This window comes from Streptomyces sp. NPDC002787, from assembly GCF_053592095.1.
Window position 1 is genome coordinate 206369 of the sequence record NZ_JBSFVC010000015.1, and the last position, 16744, is coordinate 223112.

Annotated in this window: 16 protein-coding genes; 6 read left to right on the forward strand and 10 right to left on the reverse strand. The window is 71.6% G+C overall.

Annotated features, from left to right (window positions below):
* The first annotated feature begins 105 nt into the window (after nt 1-105).
* Nucleotides 106-876: a GntR family transcriptional regulator gene (locus ACWD26_RS22530; protein WP_451272679.1), complete on the forward strand. Its 771-nt coding sequence runs from the start codon at nt 106-108 to the stop codon at nt 874-876.
* A 39-nt stretch (nt 877-915) separates the two neighbouring features.
* Here the strand turns inward: ACWD26_RS22530 and ACWD26_RS22535 are convergent, their stop codons facing one another.
* Nucleotides 916-2067, reverse strand: a complete 1152-nt coding sequence (locus ACWD26_RS22535) for a Gfo/Idh/MocA family protein (protein WP_451272681.1) — start codon at nt 2065-2067, stop codon at nt 916-918.
* Between the two features lie 145 nt (nt 2068-2212).
* On the opposite strand from ACWD26_RS22535, the gene ACWD26_RS22540 reads away from it, so the two are divergent.
* Nucleotides 2213-3217, forward strand: a complete 1005-nt coding sequence (locus ACWD26_RS22540; RefSeq protein WP_451272683.1) for a LacI family DNA-binding transcriptional regulator — start codon at nt 2213-2215, stop codon at nt 3215-3217.
* Nucleotides 3218-3259: 42 nt separating this feature from the next.
* Here the strand turns inward: ACWD26_RS22540 and ACWD26_RS22545 are convergent, their stop codons facing one another.
* Nucleotides 3260-3748, reverse strand: a complete 489-nt coding sequence (locus ACWD26_RS22545) for a MarR family winged helix-turn-helix transcriptional regulator (protein WP_451272685.1) — start codon at nt 3746-3748, stop codon at nt 3260-3262.
* A 125-nt stretch (nt 3749-3873) separates the two neighbouring features.
* On the opposite strand from ACWD26_RS22545, the gene ACWD26_RS22550 reads away from it, so the two are divergent.
* Entirely contained in the window at nt 3874-4248 is a 375-nt protein-coding gene (locus ACWD26_RS22550) for a DoxX family protein (RefSeq protein WP_451272687.1), read from the forward strand.
* Between the two features lie 6 nt (nt 4249-4254).
* Here ACWD26_RS22550 and ACWD26_RS22555 read toward each other — a convergent pair whose 3' ends face one another.
* The 5 genes from ACWD26_RS22555 to ACWD26_RS22575 are packed head-to-tail and all read right to left on the reverse strand — an operon-like array spanning nt 4255 to nt 8459.
* Nucleotides 4255-4680 (reverse strand): ankyrin repeat domain-containing protein, encoded by a 426-nt coding sequence (locus ACWD26_RS22555; protein ID WP_451272689.1) that lies wholly within the window; start codon nt 4678-4680, stop codon nt 4255-4257.
* A gap of 60 nt (nt 4681-4740) precedes the next feature.
* Complete coding sequence (locus tag ACWD26_RS22560; protein WP_451272691.1) at nt 4741-5352, reverse strand: hypothetical protein; 612 nt, start codon at nt 5350-5352, stop codon at nt 4741-4743.
* Nucleotides 5353-5356: 4 nt separating this feature from the next.
* Nucleotides 5357-6229 carry a carbohydrate ABC transporter permease gene (locus tag ACWD26_RS22565; RefSeq protein WP_451272693.1) on the reverse strand — a complete coding sequence of 291 codons (873 nt, stop codon included), beginning with the start codon at nt 6227-6229 and terminating at the stop codon, nt 5357-5359.
* The gene (locus ACWD26_RS22570) at nt 6226-7167 is read right to left on the reverse strand and encodes a carbohydrate ABC transporter permease (RefSeq protein ID WP_451272695.1); all 942 of its coding nucleotides are present in this window, start codon (nt 7165-7167) and stop codon (nt 6226-6228) included. Before ACWD26_RS22570 ends, ACWD26_RS22565 begins: the two co-directional genes overlap by 4 nt.
* Nucleotides 7164-8459, reverse strand: a complete 1296-nt coding sequence (locus ACWD26_RS22575; RefSeq protein ID WP_451272697.1) for an ABC transporter substrate-binding protein — start codon at nt 8457-8459, stop codon at nt 7164-7166. The genes ACWD26_RS22570 and ACWD26_RS22575 overlap by 4 nt, the downstream gene beginning before the upstream one ends.
* A 64-nt stretch (nt 8460-8523) precedes the next feature.
* On the opposite strand from ACWD26_RS22575, the gene ACWD26_RS22580 reads away from it, so the two are divergent.
* The 3 genes from ACWD26_RS22580 to ACWD26_RS22590 all read left to right on the forward strand — a co-directional run bounded on the left by ACWD26_RS22580 (nt 8524) and on the right by ACWD26_RS22590 (nt 11346).
* Nucleotides 8524-9873: a Gfo/Idh/MocA family protein gene (locus tag ACWD26_RS22580; protein WP_451272699.1), complete on the forward strand. Its 1350-nt coding sequence runs from the start codon at nt 8524-8526 to the stop codon at nt 9871-9873.
* Nucleotides 9874-10138: 265 nt separating this feature from the next.
* Nucleotides 10139-10594: an SRPBCC family protein gene (locus ACWD26_RS22585; protein WP_451272701.1), complete on the forward strand. Its 456-nt coding sequence runs from the start codon at nt 10139-10141 to the stop codon at nt 10592-10594.
* A 104-nt stretch (nt 10595-10698) separates the two neighbouring features.
* The gene (locus ACWD26_RS22590) at nt 10699-11346 is read left to right on the forward strand and encodes a class I SAM-dependent DNA methyltransferase (protein WP_451272703.1); all 648 of its coding nucleotides are present in this window, start codon (nt 10699-10701) and stop codon (nt 11344-11346) included.
* A gap of 26 nt (nt 11347-11372) precedes the next feature.
* On the opposite strand, the gene ACWD26_RS22595 is transcribed toward ACWD26_RS22590, so the two are convergent.
* The 3 genes from ACWD26_RS22595 to ACWD26_RS22605 all read right to left on the reverse strand — a co-directional run bounded on the left by ACWD26_RS22595 (nt 11373) and on the right by ACWD26_RS22605 (nt 16742).
* A complete protein-coding gene (locus ACWD26_RS22595; RefSeq protein WP_451272705.1) occupies nt 11373-12053 on the reverse strand; it encodes a hypothetical protein in 681 nt (226 codons plus the stop codon).
* 855 nt (nt 12054-12908) lie between these two features.
* Nucleotides 12909-14060, reverse strand: coding sequence for an XdhC family protein (locus ACWD26_RS22600; protein WP_451272707.1), 1152 nt, complete (start codon nt 14058-14060; stop codon nt 12909-12911).
* Nucleotides 14061-14354: 294 nt separating this feature from the next.
* On the reverse strand, nt 14355-16742 hold the full coding sequence (locus ACWD26_RS22605; RefSeq protein WP_451272709.1) for a xanthine dehydrogenase family protein molybdopterin-binding subunit: 2388 nt from the start codon (nt 16740-16742) through the stop codon (nt 14355-14357).
* Between the last annotated feature and the right edge of the window lie 2 nt (nt 16743-16744).

Here is a 16744-nt window from a genome sequence, read left to right on the forward strand (position 1 = left end):
GTGGGACGGCCCCGGCGGAGCCGTCGGGACCTACCCCCATCCCGAGGTCATGTAAGGACAATGCGATGACAGGGGTTCCTGTCATCCGGACGGACGGATACCCTCATGGGCGTGACCAGCGCGACTACGGGGAGTACAGAGAGCCTCGGCCTCGGTGTCGACCGGAGCAGCCCGGTGCCGCTGTACTACCAGCTGGCCCGCCAGCTGGAGTCGGCGATCGAGCACGGTGAGCTCGGTCCGGGCAGTCTGCTGGGCAACGAGATCGAGCTCGCGGGCCGCCTCGGCCTGTCCCGGCCGACCGTACGGCAGGCCATCCAGTCGCTCGTCGACAAGGGCCTGCTCGTACGCCGCCGGGGCGTCGGCACACAGGTCGTGCACAGCCAGGTGAAGCGGCCCCTGGAGCTGAGCAGCCTCTACGACGACCTGGAGGCGGCCGGCCAGCAGCCCACGACCAAGGTGCTGCTGAGCGAGATCCGGCAGGCCTCCGCCGAGGTCGCGGCCGCGCTGGGCATCGCCGAGGGCGCGGAGGTGCACCTCTTCGAGCGGCTGCGCCTCACCCACGGCCAGCCGGTGGCGTTCCTGTCCAACCACGTCCCCGCCGGGCTGCTGGACCTCGACACCGAACGCCTGGAGTCGACGGGCCTGTACCGGATGATGCGCAACGCCGGCATCACCCTGCACAGCGCCCACCAGAGCGTCGGCGCCCGGATCGCCACCCCCGAGGAGGCCGAACGCCTCGGCGAACCGGAGGGCGCCGCCCTCCTCACCATGCAGCGCACGGCGTACGACGACACCGGCCGCGCGGTCGAATACGGCACCCACATCTACCGGGCCTCGCGCTACTCCTTCGACTTCCAGCTGCTCGTCCGCAACTGATCGCCCTCCAGGGGCCGTTCAGGGCCGGTCAGCAGCCGTTCAGAGGGTGACCCACGCCCCGGAGTCCGCCGAGCGGCTCATGGCGTCCAGCGCGGTGGCGCTGTGCACGGCGTCGGCCAGGGTGGTGCCGTACGGGGTGCCCTCGGCGATGGAGCGCAGGAAGTTGTACGCCTCGATCACCTTGAGGTCGTCGTAGCCCATGGCGTTGGCGGAGCCCGGCTGGAAGGCGCCGTACGTCCCGTGGTCGGGGCCGACATAGACGGTGTGGACGGACTGGTCCTGGTAGGCGTCACCCTTGCTGACGCCCAGTTCGCCCATGCGGCGGAAATCCCAGAAGAGCGCGCCCTCGGTGCCGTGGATCTCGAAGCCGTAGTTGTTCTGTTCGCCGACGGAGACCCGGCAGGCCTCCAGGACGCCGCGGGCTCCGGAGGCGAAGCGGAGCAGGCAGTTGACGTAGTCCTCGTTCTCGACGGGGCCCAGTTCGCCGCCCGAGGCGCGGGTGTGGCCGGCGGTGGCGCCGGTGGGCCGGGCCCGCTCGGGGACGAAGATCGCCGTGTCGGCGGTGAGGGAGGCGATGTCGCCGAGCAGGAAACGGGCGAGGTCCACGCCGTGCGAGGCGAGGTCGCCGAGGACTCCGCTGCCGCCGCGCTCGCGCTCGTAACGCCAGGTCAGGGCTCCCTCGGGGTGAGCGGCGTAGTCGCTGAAGAGGCGGATGCGGACATGGGTGACCGTGCCGATCTCCCCGGCGGCGATCAGTTCACGGGCGGCGTCGACGGCGGGGGCGTTGCGGTAGTTGAAGCCGACGGCGCCCTGGACGCCGGCCCCCGTGACCGCGTCCGCGACGGCGCGGGCGTCGGCGGCGGTGAGCCCTACCGGCTTCTCGATCCAGATGTGCTTGCCGGCCTCGGCCATGGCGACGCCGATCTCGCGGTGCAGGAAGTTAGGCGCGGTGATGCTGACGGCCTGGATGCGGGGGTCGGCGGCCACCTCACGCCAGTCCCGGGCGGTCGTCGCGAACCCGAACTGCCGGGCCGCCTCCTCGGCACGGCCGGGCACCTCCTCGACGACGGTGACCAGCTCAGGCCTGAGGGGCAGCTGCGGAAAGTGGTGCGGCACGCGGGCGTACGCCTGGGTGTGCACCCGTCCCATCCAGCCGAACCCCACGACGGCGACACCGAGCGCACGCACCATGACTGCCCTTCTTCGGACCCTCACTGGAATTCCCGGACCCGTGTTTTGGACCGTTCCAGAACGTTCGCCGCTCACCATGCGGGGCCGTGTTCAGCGCTGTCAACCCCTTTGACAACGGCGCGCCGCCTGTGGAACGGTCCACGCCATGAGACCCCCGACGATCCGGGATGTCGCCGAGCGGGCCGGCGTGTCGAAGTCCCTGGTCTCCCTGGTGCTGCGCGGCTCCGACCAGGTGCGCGCCGAGAAGCGGGAGGCCGTGCTGACGGCCGTGGACGAGCTGGGCTACCGGCCGAACGCCGCCGCGCGCAGCCTGAGCGAGCGCCGCACCCGCACGGTCGGCGTCCTCCTCAACGACATGCGCAACCCCTGGTTCGTCGAGCTGCTGGACGGTCTCAACTCCCGGCTGCACGACAACGGTCTGCGCATGCTGCTGGCCGACGGCCATCTCAACCGGCGCCTCGGCGAGGACCTCACCCGCACCTTCACCGAGCTCCGGGTCGACGGGCTGATCGCGGTGGGTACCCTGCCGCCGTCCGAGGCACTGCGCACGGCGGCCGGTCTGATCCCGACCGTGGTGGCGGGCGCCCGAGAGCCCGCCCTCCCCCATGTGGACGTCGTCGCGGGCGACGACCAGCACGGGACCCGTCTCGCCACCGAGCACCTCATCGGCCTCGGGCACCGGCGCATCGCGCACATCGCGGGGGAAGGCGTGGTCGGCGCGCTGCGCCGCCGCAGCTTCGAGGCGGTCATGCGCGAGCACGGCCTGACCGACACGGCGGCCGTCGAGCGCGGCGACCTCACGGAGGAGGGCGGCTACCGCGCCACGGTCCGGCTGCTCAGCGCTCCCGAACGCCCCACCGCCATCGTGGCGTTCAACGACATGGCCTGCGTGGGCGCCCTGTCCGCCGCCGAGGAGCTGGGCCTGAAGGTGCCGCGCGACCTCTCCCTCGTCGGCTACGACAACACCTATGTCTCGCGTCTGCGCCACCTCTGGCTCACCACCGTGGACAACGCCAGCCACGACGTCGGCCGCCGCGCCGCCCAGTGTCTGCTCGACCGCATCGCTGATCCGGCCCGTCCCGCCAAGGTCGTCCTGACCACACCCACCCTGGAGGTCCGCGGGACGACGGGCCCGCCGACGGACCACTGAGCCGTCAGTCGAGGGCCACGTGTCCGCCTGGGCGGCGAGCCGTCAGTTCGGCGGCAGGCAGTGGTCGTCCGGGGCGACGGTCTGCCAGATGCGCCGCCCGATCTCCCGCAGCTGCCGCTGCTGGGTCTTGCTGAGCGCGTCGAACACATAGCGCCGTACGGCGTCGGCGTGACCCGGCGCGCTCTCGGCGACCTTGGCGTGTCCGGCGTCGGTGAGGACGGCGAGCGTGTAGCGCCCGTCGGAGGGGTCCGGCTCGCGGCGTATCCAGCCGCTCCTCTCCAGCCGCTTCACGAGGTGGGACAGCCGGGACAGGGAGGAACCGGCGTACCCGGCCAGGTCGCTCATCCGCAGGGTGTGTCCCTCCGTCTGGGAGAGCAGTGCCATCACCAGGTACTCCACGTGACTGACGCCGGCGTCCCGCTGCAGCTGCGTGTCCAGCGCGCTCGGCAGTCTGACCATCACGCCCGCCAGTGCATGCCAGGTCTCCATCTCCTCATCGGTCAGCCAAGGCGACTGCTGCGGTGTCTCCATGGCGCCCACTCTACGTGCCGCTTCAAGTGATCAAGCGAACGATGACTTGACCATTCAAGTCGAACCACCTACGTTGAAGCCGCCACTTCCCTTGAACTTTCAACTCATCGTCTGGAAGAGTCGCCATGAACGTCACCCTCTGGATCATCGCGAGCCTCCTCGCGGCCGTTTTCCTCGCCGCCGGCCTGATGAAGACCGCCCAGTCGAAGGAGAAGCTGGCGGCCTCGGGCATGACCTGGGTCGACGCGTTCTCCCCGGGCATGGTCAAGACCATCGGCGCGCTGGAGGGCCTGGGCGCGGTCGGACTGATCCTTCCGGCCGTCCTCGACATAGCCCCGGTGTTCGTCCCGCTCGCGGCGACCGGCCTCGCCGTCACGATGCTCGGCGCGGTCGTCTTCCACCTCCGCCGCGACGAGGCCAAGGAGACGGTCCCGAGCCTGGTACTGCTGGTCCTGGCGGCCGTGGTGGCCTGGGGGCGGTTCGGGCCGTACGCGTTCTGAGCGTCTCTACGTCCCGGAAGGCCGGGCCCCCGCCGCGAGCAGCAGAGCCGTCGTCTCGGGGTAGGGGCCGGTGGCCGCCCAGTCGAGGGGGGAGCGGCCCGTGCCGTGGTCCTCGCGGAGGTCGGGGTCGGCGCCGTGGGCCAGCAGTTCGCGCACCGTTTCGGTGTGCCCCCAGCACGCGGCGCCGCACAGCGGTGTGCCCTGCGCGCCGTGTCCGCTCTCGGTGTCGGGCGAGGCCCCGGCCGCCAGCAGCCGGCGGACCGTGTCGGCCGCGCCGTGGACGGACGCCGCGTACAGCGGCGTCGTCCCCTCGGCGTCGGTCGTCTCCGCGGGAGCCCCGGCGCGCAGCAGCGCGTCGACCTCGGCGGTGTCACCGATCATCGCTGCCCACACCAGCCGCCGGGACAGCTTCTTCCGCCGCCGCCTGTTCACCGTTGCGCTCACCCTCCGCGAAGACACCCGGGCCGCCAAGACACCCGGGCCGCCAGCCCATCACACGCCTTCCCGAGGAGCGACCTCTTTTCCGCGTACGTCGACGGCGGTGAGCGCCATCGCCAGCAGCCCCGGTACGAGGAACGCGAGCGGCAGCAGCATCCAGGCGCTCAACGCGGCCGTGGCGACGGCGAGTACGACCAGCCCGCTGCCGCCCGGATCGCGCACCGTGTCCCGGGCCGCGCCCCGGAGCGCCGCGGGCCAGTCCTCGACCGACTCGGGGCGGCCGCAGGCGCGCAGGCCGGTCACGGCGGCGCAGGTGCCGATCACGGCGGCGACCAGGGCGAAGGCGGCCCCGCCGGGGAGTCCGGCGCCGGCGAGGGCCAGATCGGCCAGGACGAGGACCAGGCCCGCGAGGGCCACGAGCCCGGCGGCCAGGTCGCCGGGCCGCAGCCGCCGCCGCAGCTCCGCGAGGAACCGCCGGGCCGTGGCCGGGCGATCCTCCCGTACGCCCCGCAGGACCGCGCAGGCCGTGGAGAGCGCCGCGGGCAGCGTCACCAGGGGGAGGCTCACCACCGCCACGGCGACCCCGACGCTCAGCACGTCCGCGAACAGCGTCATCCGGGGCCCGAAGATCTCGCCCGCTTCCTTGTTCGTGCGCACGGCGCTCATCCCCTCACCCCTTGATCCCGGAGTTGGCCATGCCCTCGACCAGGAACCGCTGGAAGGCGAGGAAGAACAGCACGATCGGCAGGAGGGCGATCACCGACATGGCGAACATCGGGCCGAAGGCCGAGGTGCTCGACGCGTCGACGAAGGACCTCAGGGCCAGGGTGAGGGTGAACTTCTCGGGTGAGAAGAGATAGATCAGCTGGGTGAAGAAATCGTTCCAGGTCCAGATGAAGGTGAAGATCGCGGTGGTGATCAGGGCGGGCCGGGTCAGCGGAAGAATCACCGAGAAGAAACTCCGGAACGGTCCACAGCCGTCGATCCGGGCGGCCTCCTCCAGTTCCCTGGGCAGCCCCCGCATGAACTGCACGATGAGGAAGACGAAAAAGGCTTCCGTGGCGAGGAATTTCGGCAGGATCAGCGGCCAGTAGGTGTTCACCATGCCGAGCTGGTTGAAGATGATGTACTGCGGGATCAGCACAGCGTGATGCGGCAGCATGATCGTCGCGATCATGAAGGCGAAGAGCGGGCCACGGAAGCGGAACCGCAGACGGGCGAAGGCGTACGCCGCCAGGGAGCAGGACAGGACGTTCCCGACGACGGCCCCGCCGGCGATCAGCAGGGAGTTGCCGAGCAGCCGGCCGACCGACACGTCGTTGACGCCGTCGAGCGCCGTCTCGTAGTTGGACCATTCCAGGCGGCCGGGCAGCAGGTCGAGGCTCGCGATGACCTCGTTCGCCGGCTTGACGGAGGTCGCGAGGAGCCAGGCCAGCGGGTACAGCATCACGAGGAGCGCGGCGAGACAGCCGACGTGCAGGGCCACGCGTCGCCAGGCGACTGTCTTACGAACGGCAGGAGTTGCGGGCGTGGTGGTGGTCATCGGTCCCCCTCGGAGGCGTAGAAGACCCAGGAGCGGGAGGTGCGGAAGAGGATCGCGGTGACCACCCCGATGGAAAGCAGCAGGACCCAGGCCATGGCGGAGGCGTAGCCCATGTGGGAGGCGACGAAGCCCCGGTCGTAGAGGTAGAGGGTGTAGAAGAGGGTGGAGTCGGCGGGGCCGCCCTTACCGGCGCTGACCGCGAAGGCCGGGGTGAAGACCTGGAAGGCCTGGATGGTCTGCAGGACCAGGTTGAAGAAGATCACGGGCGACAGCATCGGCACCGTGATCGACAGGAACCGGCGCCAGGCACTCGCGCCGTCCACCTCGGCGGCCTCGTACAACTCCCCCGGGATCTGCTGGAGTCCGGCGAGGAAGATGACCATCGGGGCGCCGAACTGCCACACCGTCAGCAGGGCCACCGCGAGCAGCGCCCAGCCGGGCCGGTTGACCCAGCCGCCGGTGCCGAGGAGGTTGTCGACGGTGCCGCCGTCGTTGAAGATCGCCCGCCAGACGAGGGCGATGGACATGGAGGCGCCGAGCAGGGAGGGCGCGTAGAAGGCGGAGCGGTAGAAGGCCCGGCCGCGTTTCATGTTCTTCAGGGCCAGGGCCACCAGCAGGGCCAGGCCCAGTTGGAGCGGTACGGCGATGACGACGTACATCAGGGTCGTCACCACCGAGCGCCAGTAGCGCGGGTCCTCGGTGAACATCTGGGTGTAGTTGCGCAGGCCCACCCAGCTGGGGGCGTTGAACAGGTCGTAGTCGGTGAAGGAGAGGTAGAGCGAGACGGCCATCGGGAGCAGGGTCAGGACGCAGGCCCCGAGCACCCAGGGGGACAGGAACACCCAGGCGGCGCCCTCGCGCCGAGGTGGCCGGGCGGGCCGGACGGGCGGGGCGACGCCCTTTCCGCTCGCGGTCGTCGGTACGTGCGTGGTGGTCATGACCTCAGCTCCGCCTTCGCCTCGGTGATGTAGTTCTCGGCGGCCTCGCGGGGGGACATCCGTTCGTAGGAGACCTGGTCGTAGTCGCGCTGGAAGGTGGTCTGCAGGGCGCTGTCGCCCGAAGGGGGCGCCTGGGGAGGCGGGTCGAGCTTTCCTTCGACCGTGGCCTGGTAGTCGTAGATGGTCTTGTCGAAGTCCTTGAGGCCGGCGGCGATGTCCTCGCGGATCGACTCGTTGACGGGGATGCCCCGGGTCGCGCCGAGGATCTTCGCGGCCTCCCTGTCGTTGAGCATGAAGTCGACGAGCCGGGCGGATTCCGCGGGGTGTTCGGAGTCGGCGGCCACGCCCATGAACATGGAGGGCTTGAAGTACTGGCCGGGTGTGCCGTCCTCGCCCGCCGGCATGGGGGCGAGTGAGATCCCGGTGGGGACGAGGGCGAGGTAACCGCTCGCGGGGGCGTCCCAGTTGACGTCCGAGGCGGCCTTGCCCCGGCCGAGCGGGGTGTTCTCGACCGTGCCGTCGAGCTGGGTCGTCTGCTCGGCGGGCGAGACGGCGCCCTCGCGGCGCAGCCTGTCGGTGAAGGTCCACCAGCGGGTCAGGTCGTCGGCGTCGAAGCCGAGTCGGCGGTCCTCGGTGTACAGGGCCTTGCCCTGACCGCGCAGCCAGATCTCGAAGGCGTCCTCGCTCTGACCGGGGTCGGTGCCGCCGGGCGCTCCCGTCCTCTGCGCCACCTTCCGCATGGCGTCGGCCCATTCGCTCCACGTCCAGCCCACGCGGGGCGGTTCGAGACCTGCGGCCTTCCACTTCTGGGTGTCGTACACCATGGTCTCGGTGCCGCGACCCTGCGGTACGGCGTACTGCTTGCCGTCGACCTTGCCGGTGGCGAGGAGCCCGGGCTCGAACTCGCCCGTGTCCAGGGCCGATCGCTGCTGCGCGAGGTCGAGGAGCACGCCCCCGGAGGCGTACTGGTCGATCATCCGGTAGTCGAGTTGCATGACGTCGGGCGCGTCGCCGCCGGCGGCCTGGGTGGCGAGCTTCTGCTTGTACGCCTCGTAGCCCGCGAAGGAGGTCTGTACGTCGATCCCCGGGTTGTTCTTCTCGAAGAGCTCGACGGCCGTCTGGGTTCTGGCCGCCCGGTCCGGGTTGCCCCACCAGGTGTACCGCAGGACGACCTGGCCGCCGACACCGCCCGACCCGTCCGGTCCGGAGCAGCCGGTGAGCAGCGCGCAGAGCGCCAGCGCGGTGGCCGCCGCACGGGGTTTCCAGGACTTCCTCGTCCTGCTTCGGGGCATGAGTGGGTCACCTCTTTCACTAGAAAGCGCTTCCACCCCCCGCATGACCCTAGGGAAGGTCCGGATGTCACGACAAGACCCCTGCACCACCTCCGTACGACGCCGCCGCGCCGCCGTGGTGGGGCTCGGGGCGCGGGCCCGGATGTTCACCGAGGCGCTGACGGGGCCCTTCTCGGAGCGGATCGACCTGGTGGGCTTCTGCGACACGAACACGCACCGCATGGACGTCCACAACGCCTGGATCGCGGCCGACCACCCGGGCCGCGCGCCCGTACCGGCGTACGCGGCCGAGGGGTTCGAGGAGATGCTGCGCCGCGAGCGGGTCGACCTGGTCGTGGTGTGCACGGTGGACCGGTCCCACGACCACTACATCGTCCGCGCCCTGGAGGCGGGCTGCGACGTCGTCACCGAGAAGCCGATGACGACCGACGCCGAGCGCGCCCGCCGCATCCTGCGGACCCAGCGGCGTACGGGCCGCGAGGTGCGCGTCTCCTTCAACTACCGCTACAACCCGGTGCATTCGGCCGTACGGGAACTGATCGCGGCCGGTGAGATCGGCGAGGTCGGCTCGGTGCACTTCGAGTGGCTGCTCGATCTGCGGCACGGCGCCGACTACTTCCGCCGCTGGCACCGGGAGAAGGCCGCCTCCGGCGGGCTACTGGTCCACAAGTCGACCCACCACTTCGACCTGGTCAACTGGTGGCTCGGCACCCGCCCCGAGACCGTCTTCGCCCAGGGCGGCCTCTTCTTCTACGGCGACGAGGCGGGCCGCCGCCGAGGCCTCGCCCGGAACTACACCCGCGCCCACGGCTCCCCGGCGGCCGAGGGCGACCCCTTCGCCCTCCACCTGGCGGACTCCCCCGTCCTCACCTCGCTGTACCTGGACGCCGAACGGGAGGACGGCTACCGCCGCGACCAGAACGTCTTCGGGCCGGGTGTGACCATCGAGGACGACATGGCGGTCCTCGTCCGCTACGCGTCCGGCGCGACCCTGACGTACCACCTCACCGCGTACGCCCCCTGGGAGGGTTACCGCATCGCCTTCAACGGCAGCGAGGGCCGCATCGAGCTGCTGGTGGAGGAGTCCACCTGGACGCGTCCCCACGTCCGTACGACCGGCGCGAGCCCGGTCCTGCACGGTGTGGACGCCGAGGACGGGGCCGGCCGGACGGAACTGCTGGTCCGCCGCTTCTGGGAGCGGCCGCGCGAGGTGAAGGTGGCGACCGGTGAGGGCGGCCACGGCGGCGGCGATGTGCGCATGCTGACCGACCTGTTCGGCGAGCGCGTCCCGGACGGGCTGGGGCGGGCGGCCGACGCGGTGGACGGGGCACGGTCACTGGTGACGGGCTTGGCGGCGAACCGGTCGCTGGAGACGGGGGCACCGGTGCGGGCGCGGGAGTTGCTGGACGAGTGAGCGCCGACGCGAGGAGGAGCGGCCGGGGCGTTGGGCGACGGTCGCGGCCGGGGGCGTCGGGCACGGCGGGAACGACCACGGACGTTGGGCGACGGGAGCGGCCAGGGGCGTTGGGCGGCGGGAGCGGCCAGGGGCGTTGGTGCGCACGGAACGGCAGGCTGGACCGCGAACGCGGCGGGCTCGCTCGCCCCCTGTGGGAAAGGTGGTCACGACGACCGTCCGGTGCGCCCGCCCCGCCCTTGATCGTTCACTTACGATCACCTTCGTGGTCCTCTTCGTCCTGGAACGCTCCGTCCCACTCGCCGCCGACCTCTCCTGGCGGCGCCTCACCGACTGGCCCCGGCACGCCGGTGTCGTCCCCCTGACCCGCGTCACCGTCCGCACGCCCCCGCCGACCGGCGAGGGCACGGTGTTCGTGCCCCGCAGCGGTATCGGCCCGCTCGCCTTCGACGACCCGATGGAGGTCGTGGTCTGGCGGCCGCCGGAGGGCGCGAGCGCGGGCAAGTGCCGCCTCGTCAAACGGGGTTCGTTCGTCACCGGGTGGGCCGAGTTCGAGGTCCATCCGTACGGTGACGGCGCGTCCCGGGTGGTGTGGCGCGAGGAGATGCGGGTGCGATGGCTGCCGGGGTGCTGCGACCGCCCGCTGGGGTGGCTGGCGCGGCGGATGTTCGGGCGGGCGATGGACGGGCTGCTGGCGGCCGACGATCAGGGCACGTCCTGAGCGTTACGGCCCCGGCCCCGGCATGACCGCCCGCCCGGACCTCTGACCTTGGCCGGCTGGCTGTCCCCGGGCGATGTCAGACCCTCGGGCTACTGTCCCGCCCCATGACCGCTCATCACCTGCACGCCACTCGGGCCTCCTACGACACCGTCGCCGCCGACTACGAGAAGCTGCTGAGAGACGAGTTGGCCAACAGTCCGTTCGAGCGGGCCATGCTGGGTGTGTTCGCCGAGCGAGTGCTGGCGGCCGGGGGCGGACGCGTCGCGGACCTGGGGTGCGGTCCGGGGCGGGTCACCGGGCATCTGGCCTCGCTGGGGCTCGACGTCTGCGGCATCGACCTCTCACCGGAGATGGTGGCCGTGGCCCGCTGGGCCCACCCCCGACTCCGGTTCGACGTCGGCACGATGACCGCGCTCGACTTCGAGGACGGTTGCCTCGCCGGAGCCCTCGCCTGGTACTCGACGGTCCACACGCCGCCCGCCGAACTCCCGGTGATGTTCGGCGAGTTCCACCGGGTCCTGGCCCCCGGCGGACTGCTCGCACTGGCGTACAAGGTCGGCGACGAGTCCGTACACCTCTCGCACGGTTACGGCCACCCCCTCGACCTCGACGTCTACCGCTTCCCACCGGAGAGGATCGCCGAGCTGCTGGGCGACGCCGGGTTCGTCGAAACGGCACGGCTGGTGCGGGAGGCCGACGGCCCGAAGGAGAAGACGCCGCAGGCCTATGTGCTGGCGCGCAAGCCGGAGTGAACCACCGGGCACTGCCTGGGGCCCGGTCAGGACGCGCCCGGGTCACCGTCCCGGGCCGTGGCCAGGCCGTCGCGGCGGTCGCGGTCGCCGTCGCCCGTCGTGCTGAGGAGGGTGTCGCAGATCTCGCGGAGCTTGTCGGTGGCCTGCTTCGAGAACAGTCCGCAGAGCCCCGCGATGCCGGAGAAGCCGTACGGGTTGGTCGCCCCCGCGCCGGAGCTGCCGGCGAACAGGCCTCCCCGCAGCAGGAGGTAGACGAGGAGGGCGAGGGCCACGCCGATGCCGGCGCGCAGTACGTACCACCACAGCCAGCTCGCGTAGAGCCGCCGGTTGCCGACATAGGTCGCGAACGAGGTGGCCGCGTGGACGAAGCTGCCGAGCGCGCTGCACACGACCACGGCGAGCAGCATCGCGGCGTCGGCGGTCAGCGCCCAGTCGCCGAGGCCGAACGGGGACCAGCGCGCGGTGGCCGTGGGGTCCGCCCCGGGCTCGACCGTCGCGAGGACCACCGGCCAGAGAGTGATGAGGGCCCCGCAGACGAAGACCACGTCGGCGAGGAGGAAGAGGCCCAGCAGGGTGGTGGCCGCCGTGGACAGAGGCCGTCTTTCGTGGGTGTCGGCGCCGTCGTGGTCCACGGCTTCGCCGGTCCCCGCGCCGCCGTCCGGGCTCTCGCCCTCGGTGACGGCCTGTTCGGTTGTCGATCCGCCCAACTTCCCGCCCCCGGTGTACTCGTGCCGTACCGACGCCCAGTGCGCTCCAACCGGACAAGTGTGCCGCCCCCGGCCGGCCAACGGTACAAGGGCGCAGAGACTTCCCTGCCCGGCCGCGGTGGCGGCCGGCCCGTCCTACCGTGCCGCGCCCCGGTGGGGCCCGCGCTGTAACCGGCGTCGCCGAGCAGGACGACTCGGCCGTCGGCCCAGGTAGCCATCAGCACCTGGGCGTTGGCGTCGAACCAGAAGTCCTCGGCCTGCCGCATCTCCGTAAGCAGGCGTGGGATCTCCCAGCCCTCCGCGGCGAACCGTTCGGCCTGGTGAGGGCCGTTCCGGGAACGGGACCGTGGTCGCCGACACCGCGCCGCAGGCGCGCTCGGCCAGGCCTCCCGCCGACGCCGAGGGGACGGCGGTCTGACCATGCGCCGGGTCGCGGCGGAGCTCGGCATGCCGACGATGTCGCTCTACCGGCACGTCGTGAACAAGGAACAGCTCATCGCTCTGATGGTGGACGCGGCCTTCGCGAGCGAGCCGCTGCCGACGCGGCTCCTGCTCGTGCCGCACGGCATGCGGCACATCGACTGGGCCCTGACCTCCCTGGACGGCCTCGGGCTGGACGCGGAGACCCGTATGCACGCTGTCACCCTCTTCGGATACATCCGAGGACAGGCGGTCGCCATGGAACCAGCAGCACGGGCCACCCGGACCAGCGGCATCACCGCGGAGCAGTGGATCTTACAACCCCGTTCGACGGCCTCGCCGCACGTAGCAACACGGTGTCGCCCACGACACCGCGTCGCTGACGCCGCGCCACCGCACGCAGACCAGCTCAAGGGCCCAGAGGTCAGGACAAGCTCAGGCCACGGACCCGATCCGCCGCACGCCCCCCGCCGGCACATCGTGGTGGATCGGCGTGTGTGCCCCGGTCAGGGAGACCCCGCTGCCGCCGCGTCGGGCGGCGACGATCTCGGCGGCGATGGACAGGGCCGTCTCCTCCGGTGTGCGCGCCCCGAGGTCGAGGCCGATGGGTGAGCGGAGCCGCGCCAACTCCAGTTCGGTGACGCCGACTTGGCGGAGCCGGTCGTTGCGGTCGAGGTGGGTGCGGCGGGAGCCCATGGCGCCGATGTAGGCGACGGGGAGCCGTAGGGCGAGCTGGAGGAGGGGGACGTCGAACTTGGCGTCGTGGGTGAGGACGCAGAGGACGGTGCGGGCGTCCACCGACGTGCGCTCCAGGTACGTGTGGGGCCACTCGACGACGATCTCGTCGGCCTCCGGGAAGCGGGTGCGGGTAGCGAAGACGGGGCGGGCGTCGCAGACGGTGACGTGGTAGCCGAGGAACTTGCCGACGCGGACGAGGGCCGAGGCGAAGTCGATCGCGCCGAAGACGATCATCCGGGGCGGCGGGACGGACGACTCGACCAGGACCGTGAGCGGTGCTCCGCAGCGCGAGCCCTGCTCGCCGATCTCCAGGGTGCCGGTGCGGCCGGCGTCCAGGAGAGCGCGGGCCTCGGCCGCGACCGTGCGGTCCAGTTCGGGGTGGGCGCCGAAGCCGCCGTCGTACGAGCCGTCCGGGCGGACCAGCAGGGCGCGGCCCCGCAGGTCCACCGGGCCGGAGACGATCCGGGCCACCGCCGCGGCCTCCCCGCTCGCGGCGGAGGCGAGCGCGGCGGCGACCACCGGGCGTGCGGGGTCGCCGACCCGCACCGGCGTCACGAGGATGTCGATGATTCCGCCGCAGGTCAGGCCGACGGCGAAGGCGTCCTCGTCGCTGTAGCCGAAGCGTTCGAGGACCGGTTCGCCGTCGGCCAGCGCCTGCCCGCACAGGTCGTAGACGGCGCCTTCCACGCAACCGCCGGAGACCGAGCCGATCGCCGTGCCGTCGGCGTCCACCGCGAGGGCGGCGCCGGGCTGTCGGGGGGCACTGCCGCCGACGGCCACCACGGTGGCCACGGCGAAGTCGCGTCCCTGCCCGACCCACCGGTGCAGCTCTTCGGCGATGTCCAGCATCTCTCGGTCTCCTCACAGGCAACGGTGGCGCGTACGGACGGTACTCGCGGTGGGTGCGGGTGGGTGGGGCCGGGTGGAGCGTTGTCGGGTGCGGGTCCGGTGGGGGCTGGTCGCGCAGTTCCCCGCGCCCCTGAAAAGCCGGGGCTTCGCCCCCGCTTTTCGGCACGAAGGCCGCAGGCCTTCAGGGGCGCCGGGAACTGCGCGAGAAGCCCCACCGGACCCGCACCCGCCCACGAACCGGACCGCCCGAGCTCATAGGCGCCCGGCGGCTCCTCCGCCGTACCGGTCCGGCTCCTACGCCGTACCGGTCAGATGCTCCGGCCGTACCGGCGTCCTGTTCAGCTCCAGCCCCGTCGCGGAGCGGATCGCCGCGAGCACGGCCGGGGTCGACGACAGAGTGGGAGCCTCGCCGACGCCGCGCAGCCCGTACGGCGCGTGGTCGTCGGCGAGTTCGAGCACGTCGACGGGGATGGTCGGCGTGTCGAGGATCGTGGGGATCAGGTAGTCCGTGAAGGACGGGTTGCGGACCTTCGCGGTCTTGGGGTCGACGACGATCTCCTCCATGACGGCGATGCCGAGGCCCTGGGTCGTGCCGCCCTGGATCTGGCCGAGCACGGAGAGCGGGTTGAGGGCCTTGCCGACGTCCTGGGCGCAGGCCAGTTCGACGACCTTGACCATGCCCAGCTCGGTGTCGACCTCGACGACCGCGCGGTGTGCGGCGAAGGAGTACTGGACGTGGCCGAAGCCCTGCCCGGTACGGAGGTCGAACGGCTCGGTCGGCCGGTGACGCCACTCCGCCTCGACCTCGACGGCCTCGTCGCCGAGGACGTCCACCAGGTCGGCCAGCACCTCGCCGCCGTCGGTGACGACCTTGCCGCCCTCCAGCACCAACTCGGCCGTGGCCCAGGCGGGATGGTACGTACCGAACTTGCGGCGGCCCCGCTCCAACACCTTCTCCCGCACCAGCTCGCAGCTGTTCTTGACCGCGCCGCCCGTGACGTACGTCTGGCGGGACGCGGACGTCGAACCGGCCGAACCCACCTGTGTGTCCGCCGGGTTGATCGTCACCTGGGTGACGCCCAGCTCGGTGCGGGCGATCTGCGCGTGGACGGTGATGCCTCCCTGGCCGACCTCCGCCATGGCCGTGTGGACCGTCGCCACCGGCTCACCGCCGACGACCTCCATCCGCACCCGCGCCGTCGAGTAGTCGTCGAAGCCCTCGGAGAAGCCGACGTTCTTGATGCCGACCGCGTAGCCGATGCCCCGGACGACACCCTCGCCGTGCGTGGTGTTGGACAGGCCGCCCGGCAGCTGTCGTACGTCCGCCGCCTCGCCCGCCGTGAGCCACTGCTGCTCCGGCGGCAGGGGCATCGCCTTGACGCGGCGCAGGAGTTCGGCGACCGGGGCCGGGGAGTCGACGACCTGGCCGGTCGGCAGGGCGGTGCCCTGCGACATCGCGTTGATCTGCCGGAACTCCACCGGGTCCATGCCCAGCCTCGCCGCCAGCTTGTCCATCTGGGCCTCGTACGCGAAGCACGCCTGGACCGCGCCGAAGCCGCGCATGGCGCCGCAGGGCGGGTTGTTGGTGTAGAGGGCGATCGCCTCGATGTCGACGTCCTCGACGACGTACGGGCCAGCGCCGAGGGAGGCCGCGTTGCCGACGACGGCCGGGGAGGCGGAGGCGTAGGCGCCGCCGTCCAGGACGATCCGGGCCTTGAGGTGCGTGAGCTTGCCGTCGCGCGTCGCCCCGTGCTCGTAGTGCAGCTTCGCGGGGTGGCGGTGGACGTGGCCGAAGAAGGACTCGAAGCGGTTGTAGACGATCTTCACGGGCTTGCCGGTGCGCAGCGCGAGCAGGCAGGCGTGGATCTGCATCGACAGGTCCTCGCGTCCTCCGAAGGCACCGCCGACGCCGGCCAGCGTCATCCGGACCTTGTCCTCGGGCAGGCCCAGCACGGGAGCGATCTGGCGCAGGTCGGAGTGGAGCCACTGGGTGGCGATGTAGAGGTCCACACCCCCGTCCTCGGCGGGCACGGCCAGCCCGGACTCCGGCCCGAGGAAGGCCTGGTCCTGCATGCCGAAGACGTACTCGCCCTCGACGATCACGTCCGCGCGCTCGCGGGCCGCCGCCACGTCGCCCCTGATGACGGGCTGGCGGTGGAGGATGTTCGGGTGCGGGACGTGGCCGACGTGGTGGTCGTCGCGGCCCTCGTGGACGAGGATCGCGTCCGGCGCGGTCGCGGAGGCCTCGTCGGTGATGACCGGCAGTTCCCGGTAGTCCACCTTGATCTTGGCGGCGGCGCGGCGGGCGGTCTCCGGGTGGTCGGCGGCGACGATCGCGACGGGCTCGCCGTGGTGGCGGACCTTGCCGTGGGCGAGGACCGGGGTGTCCTGGATCTCCAGGCCGTAGTGCCTCACCTCGGTCGGCAGGTCGTCGTACGTCATCACGGCGTACACACCGGGGGTGGCGAGGGCCTCGGCCGTGTCGATGGAGACGATCTCCGCGTGGGCGACCGTGGAGCGCAGGATCTGGCCCCAGAGCATGTCCTCGTGCCACATGTCGGAGGAGTACGCGAACTCGCCGGTGACCTTGAGGGTGCCGTCCGGGCGGAGGGTGGACTCGCCGATGCCGCCCTTGGTGCGGGAGCCCTGGGTGATGTTGGTGGGCAGGCCGGTGGTTCCCATGA